Here is a 7423-nt window from a genome sequence, read left to right as displayed (position 1 = left end):
GGACTCCGGGGCCGACCCCGGCGGGTCGCCCGCGCGATAGCCCGGCCCGGCCGCGACGGGCAGCCGCCTCAACCCGGCGCTGGTGCAGCGAGCCAGCAGACCCGCCCCGGCCGCGTCGACCCCGGCCAGAGCATCTTCCTCCCATGGATCCTCACCCCGCAGCACGGCATCCACCGCTGGGCCAGCGACCCCCAGATGGGCGTGGACGGCGACCAGCCCGACCATCAGATCCGCCCCGGTCCCGGCCGATCGAAGTCCCGGCTGCAGGGCCAGGATCCCGGAAACCGCTCGCGCGTGCGCCTCGTAGTGCCGGCCCAGCAGCGAGCGCAGGTGCTCACGATCCTGCTCCTGCACCTGGTCACCGACCCGGGTCCAGGTCGCCACCGTACGCCCCTCGCTCACCGGACGATCCTGCACGGAGGCCGGCCGCCGCCTCACCGCGTCTTCCCCGGCTGACCGCTCCGGCTGCGCCGGAACATCGACCTGGTCAGCGGAAACGGCTACCGCGACGCTCACCGCAGAGCCAGCGTCGATCTGGGACTGCGTCTGCACGGTCCCGGGCTCCCACAACGAGGCCGGGCCCGGGGGCCGGTCTCCCCCAAGCATGGGTGGGCCTGACGAAAAGCCCACCTTCTCAACAGCTACCGAAGACGGTGAACTGTCGGCCAGCAACTGCGCCACGTCGGCCGGGAGTTCCGCTGCCCCGGCACCGGCTGTCGTGGCAATCGGCATGCTCGTCTCTGCGAACGGATCCGGCCCGGAAGGCCCCGACCGGATCCGGTACCCGACGGGCGGAAGCGTCCGCCCCAACTCAAGAGACCCGGAACGGCCAGGACCACGGGCCCAAAAGCCCTCCTGAGCCAGCAGAAGGCGAGGGCCGAGCAGAACCGGCCCAGGGCTCCCGGCCACCGTCACACCCAACGCCGAGGCCAGGCTACCCAGGAGCGGGGCGAGTGCTTCGGCCGTGACCACGCCGTCGCACACCAGGACCACCGGACGGCCCTTCCAGCCCGGACACGATCGGATCGCCGCGGCCAGCATCCGGACCGAGACCGGGCGTCCAGCCACACGGAAACCGCCTCGGGCGAGGGGAAGATGAACGACGAAGTGGGTGTCCGGCGCGGCCGGCAGTTCCTCCACCGCCACCGGCAGCGTGTCCAGGAACCAGCCCGCCCGGGTCAGCGTCCCCGCGCCCACCACCCGCTCCGTAACCGCGTCCAACGGCTTCCCGGGCCCAGGCGGCGACTCCTTCGAAGGCCGGACCAGGGGCGCCACCTCAGCGATCGTCCAGCGGTTTCCGGCGGTCGGCCGGAACACAGGGCGGCCGGTGGCCGAGAACTGCGGAACCGCGGAGGCCCGCATCTGCACCCAGCCCAGCCGGTTCAGCATCCAGGCCGAGGACCGCACCCTGCGGCGGGTTCTGCGGGCCGGGACCGGGGAGCGCATCAGGCGTCACGCTGTGGAACTGTCCACACCGGTTCGTCGCCGCCCTCACCCTGCAGAAGACTCAGCACTCGGTGCACCGCCACGTCCGACACCTCCGGGCCCTCCTCGCCGGACCGGCGCAGGTGGGCCAACAGGTCCGGTTCCGGAGCCAGCCCATAGTTCTCCAGGTAGAAGGTCACTGTGTCGGTCCAGACCCACTGCCCGTCGGTGCGGAAGCTCAGGGGCACCACGTCCGGCCGCTCGGGGTCCAGGATGTCGGTCATGGTCGCCGAGGTGGTCAGCACCGGCAGACCGTGACCGAGGTAGCGCAGCAGCCGGGTCAGCTCCTCCAGGTCCTCGATCACCGGGTGGTCCTCGGCGAACCGGGGGCCGTCCTCGGCATCCACCTCGTCGAACGTCCGGGCCAGCCGGACCGGGGTGGCCGGCTCGGCCGCCCAGATCAGGGCGCCCTGCGCGCTGGCGCTGCTCTGGTAGCCGGGCACCGGCCACCTCGGGCTGCAGACCTCCACCTGCGGGTTGCGCTCTCCGGCGGCGGCCAGGGCCCCCTGGAGCCGGGCGGTGACCTCGATCAGGTGTCGACCGGAAACCCGCGCGTCGGCCTGAACCACGAACATCCGACGCGGTGGCGGCCACGGGGAGCCCTCCGCCGGGGCGCGCCAGACCCGCCAGACCGCGGTCAGGTCTTCTTCCTGGCCGGCCGCAACGGAGATGGCCTGGTCCACCGCGTCCATCGCGTGCCGGCCGCTCGCACCCGTCAGATCCAGCGGACCGACGGGGTCGCCGGCCCGGGACGGATCCATCGGCCCGAAAACCCATGGCCCGCAGAAGTTCCCGGCCTCTTCCACAACTTCCAGCGACTCGGTCAGCTGGGCATCCTGCCCTGCGGCCCGCAGTTGCCGCGCGATCAGTTCCGCATCCCTGGCCAGAACCGGCACATGGGCGGCCGCGGCCGCAAAGCCGATCGCCTGGGCCACGTCCGTCTGCCCGCCAGCAGCCAGCCACGTGCGGGCCTCGCTGATCAGCTCGTCGGGCAGAGCGCCGGCCAGACGCAGCAGCAGGGTGTGCCAGTCGTCCAGGTCCGGCTCATGCGGGGTCGTCACCGCCGACAGCCCTACCGGCCCCTCCTGGGCCGCCGCCCCCGTCCACACCTTCCCCACATCGGGCACCATTACCTCCACACCGGTACGCACCGCCGGTCCCAGGTCCAGGACCGGTGCCTTCTCTCAGCACGGGGCCGCGACTCACCAGGTTCACTACTGATGCCGCCGAATGAACCCCTCATCACCCGACGTCCGTGACAGATCAGACGCAGTGAGGAGAGCTGATGGTCGCCCGACTGCCCCGACCCAGCGCTTGGTGGCCCGAGACCGCGGTGACGGGCGTCGCCGGCGCATTGTGCCTGCTCGGCGGGGCGGCTCGCGCCGACGGCACCGTGTCGGCGCCCCCACTGACGGCCTACGTCATCGCCGCAGTGTCGGCCTGTGTGTTGCCGGCCCGGCACCGCAGGCCGGCGACAGTCATGGTGCTGTTACTTGGCTGCGGGGTACTGGTCACACCGCTTGGCCTACTGCTGAGCCCGCTGACCGTGGCGCCCGCGGTGGTGGCGGCCTTTTCCTACGCCCTCACCGCTCCCGACGAGCGCCGGACCCTGGGGTTGACCGCTCTGGCGGTCGCGATCGTGGTCGGGACTTCTGCGCCGTGGCTCACGGCGCTGTCGTCGCAGGACATCAGCAGACTGGCCGCTGTGGCGGCGTTCCCGCTGGTTGCCGCTGTCCTCGGGCACTCGGTGCAGAACCGGCGCGCCTACCTGGCTGCGGTGGAGGAACGAGCCCGGCGGGCCGAGCAGACCCGCGAGGACGAGGCCCGACGCCGGGTGGCCGAGGAACGGATGCGCATCGCCCGGGAACTGCACGACCTCGTCGCCCACCAGATCACTCTGGCCAACGCGCAGGCGACGGTGGCGGCCCACGTCTTCGACACCCGCCCCGAGCAGACCCGCGCCAGCCTGGCCGACCTGGTCCGGACCACCCGCCACGCCCTGGACGACCTACGGGCCACGGTCGGCCTGCTGCGCCAGTCCGGCGACGTGGAAGCCTCCCCGGAACCGGCCCCCGGCCTCACCCGGATCCCCGCCCTGCTGGAGTCGTTCCGGCTCGCCGGCCTCGAGGTGGTGCTGCAGCAGGAAGGTGTTCCTCGAGCGCTGCCCCCGGCCACCGACCTCACCGCCTACCGCATCGTCCAGGAGTCCCTGACCAACGTGACCAAGCACGCCGGCACCGCCACCGCCCGGGTCCACCTCGTCTGGGGCCCGGACGACCTGCGCGTCGAGATCGTTGATGCCGGTGGCCCGGCCCGGTCCGAGCGCCCACCCGGGTACGGGCTGATCGGGATGCGGGAACGGGCCACGGCGATCGGTGGACGCTTCTGGTCCGGCCGGTCGGCCGCAGGCGGCTGGTCGGTGGTCGCCCACCTACCGGTACCCACCATGCCCCTCGAGGAGTTGCGATGACATTGCGGGTGGTGCTCGCCGACGACCAGGCCCTGCTGCGCGAGGCCTTCCGGCTCCTGCTCGACAGCGCCGAGGACATCGCCGTGGTGGGTGAAGCCGGCGACGGCCGCGAGGCGGTGCGACTGGCCCGGCAGTTACGACCCGACGTGGTGGTCATGGACATCCGGATGCCCGAGGTCGACGGCCTGACCGCCACCGCCCAGATCTGCGCCGATCCTGACCTGCACGAGTGCCATGTCCTCGTCCTGACCACGTACGAGACGGACGAGTACGTGGCCCAGGCGCTGCGGGCAGGGGCCGGGGGGTTCATCGGCAAGGGCATCGGGGCCGAGGACCTGATCAACGCCGTGCGCACCATCGCCGGCGGCGAGACTCTGCTCTCCCCCGCCGCCACCCGTTCGCTGGTGGCCCGTTTCCTGGCCACCCCGGAGGACACCGACGGTCCTTCGCCTGAGGAACTGGACGCCCTCACTCCCCGCGAACGCGAGATGGTGGCCCTGGTGGCGACCGGCCTTTCGAATCCGGAGATCGCTGAGCAGATGTTCCTGAGCCCCTTCACCGTGCGCGCCCACGTCCAGCGGGCCATGACCAAGCTGGGGGCCCGGGACCGGGCGCAACTGGTGGTCATCGCCTACCGCACCGGCCTGGTCCGCGGCGGCCGGCCCTAGACCGACCAGGCCGCCGCGTTCCTGATCAGACGCCGAGATCCGGTAGCTGGAGCGCCGAATGGGCCGGCCGAGGCGCCGGTGCCGGCATGCTGACCAGCTCCCGCAGCCGGGTGTTGCGCCGTTCCAGAGCCTCTGCCGTGACCGGGAAGAGCGTGGCCGCACCGTTGTCGACCAGGGCCTGGTTCGCCACGACGAACGGGCGCATCCGGTGTTCGTAGGCCACCAGCGCCCGGTCGATGTCGGGCTCGGCGGTCAGGGCGTGGGCGAGCAGGTACGCCCCGACCAGAGCCAGGCTGGTGCCCTGGCCGGTGAGGAACGACGGCGCACAGGCCGCATCCCCCACCAGCACCACTCGACCATTGGACCAGTGCGGCATGCGAATCTGGGCGGCTGTGTCGAAGAACAGGTCGTCCGCCCCGTGCAGGGCCGCCAGCAGACCTGGTATTTCCCAGCCCGCGCCGTCGAAGGCCTGCTCCACCAGATCCCGCTGGGCCTGCGGATCACGCAGGGCCCCGGGCGGCACTTGCGGCTGGTGGAAGGTAAGGAAAGCCTGTAGCTCATCGCGACTTTCCCCGACGGCGTACAGCGCCGCCGCCCGACCGGGAGAGTTCCACATGGTCAGTTCCCGATGCATCCCGTAGGTGTTCGGCACGGTGAAAAGAGCGAAGCAGTAACCCAGGTAACGATGGAACTGCTCTTCCGGTCCGAACGAGCGGTGCCGGGTCTGCGAATGCATCCCGTCGGCGCCGATCACCAGGTCGAAGGTGCGTCGCTGCCCGCTCACGAACGTCACCTCCACCCCGGCCGCGCTCTGGTCCAGAGTCTCGACCGCGTCCCCGAACCGGAACTCGACCTCGTGGCGCACCAGCTCGTACAGGCCGGCGGCCAGGTCGCCTCGTCGCACCTCCAGATCCTGACCGGCCACGCTGCCGGCGACCGCGTGCGGGCTGAGCACGGCGACGGTGGCGCCGTCGGGATCGAGGAACGTCAGGTGGCGCGAATCGGTCTGCAGCCGAGAGAGCTGCGGAAGCAGACCCATGCGGCGCACCACCTCCACGGCGGTACCGCGCACGTCGATCGGATATCCGCCTCCGCGCACCGTCGATGCCTTCTCCACCACCGTGACCGCGAATCCCGCGCGTTGCAGCCAGTACGCCAGCGCAGGTCCGGCAATACTCGCCCCACTGATCAGAACCGATCTCATGCCTGGCTTCCCTTCGTGGATCCGCGGACCGCCAGCAACGACAGACCGGCCACCAGACCGGCCACCACGAACCCGGTGACGAAGGCCGACTCACTGGGCAGCTCGGTCACCGGGTCGGTCCCGGCAGCCAGGATCGCCCCGGCCACCTGAACCCCGATCGCGATTCCGATGACTCGGGTGACCACCAGCAGGCTGGTGGCGATACCGGTGTCCTTGGCCTCCACCGCGGTCGCGGTTCCGGCCAGCAACGCCGTGGTGCCCATGCCCGCGGCCACCGCGGTCAGCACCTTCGCCCCGACCAGGAGCCAGGCCGCATCGTGATAGACCGCCAGCGAGAACATGGTCAAGGCCATGACCACGATGCCCACCACGGCCACCGTCCGGGAGCCGAACCGCCGCGCCGCGAGACCGCCTACGGAGTCGCTCAGCGCACCGGCTACCGCGCCGGGCAGCAGGAACAGTCCGATCATGGTGGTCCCGGCCGCGAAACCGTAACCGGCACCGGAGACTGCGAACAGCTGCGGCAGCAGGAAGACCACCATGCCGAAGCTGATCGTGATCACCAGGGTGAGCACGGCGCCTTGCCACATCGTGGGCTGGGCCAGCATCTGCAGGTCGACCATGGGCGCCGGGGCCCGGCGCTCGACGGCCACCCAACCGGTGGCCAGGGCTGCCACCAGCAGCGCCAGCAGGCCGATGGCGAACGGAGGCAGAGCCGCGCTGGTGACCGACACCAGACCCACCATCAGGGCCAGCAGCGTGGCGCTGAGCAGCACTACTCCCGGCCAGTCGATCGGGCCCTCGGAGCCGGTCGGCTCGTCGTCGGGCATCACCCGGATCACCGCCAGCGTCGCCGCTCCCACGGCGATCGTCGGCACCGCGAACATCCACTGCCAAGAGAGCAGTTCGGCGATCGGTCCCGCGATCAGCGTGCCGATCATGCCGCCACCGGTGAACAGGGAGACGACCACCCCGATCGCCGCCTGCGAACGCCCGGTCGGCAGATGCCGGCGCACCAGAATGAACGACAACGGCAGCGCCCCCACCATGGCACCCTGCAGGAGCTGGCCCAGCAGCAGAACCGGCAGACTCGGAGCGATCGCCGCCAGCAGGCCACCGGCGGAAACCACCGCCATCAGCCACACCATCACCCGCCTTCCCCCGTAGCGGTCGCCGAGTTTCCCGACCACCGGGGTCAGTACCGCTCCCGTGACCAGCAACGTGTTGGCGACCAGCGCCCCCTCAGCCGGACTGACCCCCAGTTCCCGCTGCAGCAGTGGAAGCGCGGGCTCCACCACCGACTGCAGTGTCCCCAGCGCCAGCGCCAGGAATCCGAGCACCACGACCGGGAGTCTTCCCAGGCGGGCCGGCGCAACCCTCGGTTGCGATACAGACACAGACACAAACGTCCCCTTGAACGGCTCGTGAACAGCCGACACAACGTCGGCCTCCGATGCCCTTCACTCTCGTTCTCGGGGCCCCCGCACGGCATCGTCCGTCGTAACCGCATTGCTCTGGTGCATTTGCACCAGAGCGCCGGACGTACCGGTTCGCGCCGCTACACCTGCAGTCCGGCCAACGAAGAACAATGGACGG

General features: G+C 71.0%; 5 protein-coding genes and 1 pseudogene. 2 read left to right on the top strand and 4 right to left on the bottom strand.

What is annotated here, in order from left to right:
* Both LWF15_RS25075 and LWF15_RS25070 read right to left on the bottom strand, forming a co-directional pair.
* A pseudogene (locus LWF15_RS25075) lies at positions 1-1446 on the bottom strand (hypothetical protein); the annotation flags it as partial.
* Positions 1446-2612: a hypothetical protein gene (locus LWF15_RS25070; protein ID WP_232813379.1), complete on the bottom strand. Its 1167-nt coding sequence runs from the start codon at positions 2610-2612 to the stop codon at positions 1446-1448. The pseudogene LWF15_RS25075 and the gene LWF15_RS25070, both read right to left, overlap by 1 nt.
* Positions 2613-2770: 158 nt before the next feature.
* Here LWF15_RS25070 and LWF15_RS25065 point away from each other — a divergent pair, with 158 nt between their 5' ends.
* Together LWF15_RS25065 and LWF15_RS25060 are read left to right on the top strand one after the other, a co-directional pair.
* A complete protein-coding gene (locus LWF15_RS25065) occupies positions 2771-3955 on the top strand; it encodes a sensor histidine kinase (protein ID WP_232813378.1) in 1185 nt (394 codons plus the stop codon).
* Positions 3952-4623, top strand: a complete 672-nt coding sequence (locus tag LWF15_RS25060) for a response regulator transcription factor (protein ID WP_232813377.1) — start codon at positions 3952-3954, stop codon at positions 4621-4623. The genes LWF15_RS25065 and LWF15_RS25060 overlap by 4 nt, the downstream gene beginning before the upstream one ends.
* 25 nt (positions 4624-4648) lie before the next feature.
* Here the strand turns inward: LWF15_RS25060 and LWF15_RS25055 are convergent, their stop codons facing one another.
* Together LWF15_RS25055 and LWF15_RS25050 are read right to left on the bottom strand one after the other, a co-directional pair.
* Positions 4649-5827 carry an FAD-dependent monooxygenase gene (locus LWF15_RS25055; protein WP_232813376.1) on the bottom strand — a complete coding sequence of 393 codons (1179 nt, stop codon included), beginning with the start codon at positions 5825-5827 and terminating at the stop codon, positions 4649-4651.
* A complete protein-coding gene (locus LWF15_RS25050) occupies positions 5824-7170 on the bottom strand; it encodes an MFS transporter (protein ID WP_232813375.1) in 1347 nt (448 codons plus the stop codon). The genes LWF15_RS25055 and LWF15_RS25050 overlap by 4 nt, the downstream gene beginning before the upstream one ends.
* Positions 7171-7423: the final 253 nt, after the last annotated feature.

This window comes from Kineosporia rhizophila (genome assembly GCF_021277265.1).
GTDB lineage: Bacteria > Actinomycetota > Actinomycetes > Actinomycetales > Kineosporiaceae > Kineosporia > Kineosporia rhizophila.
This window is presented reverse-complemented; position numbering and strand designations above follow the sequence as displayed.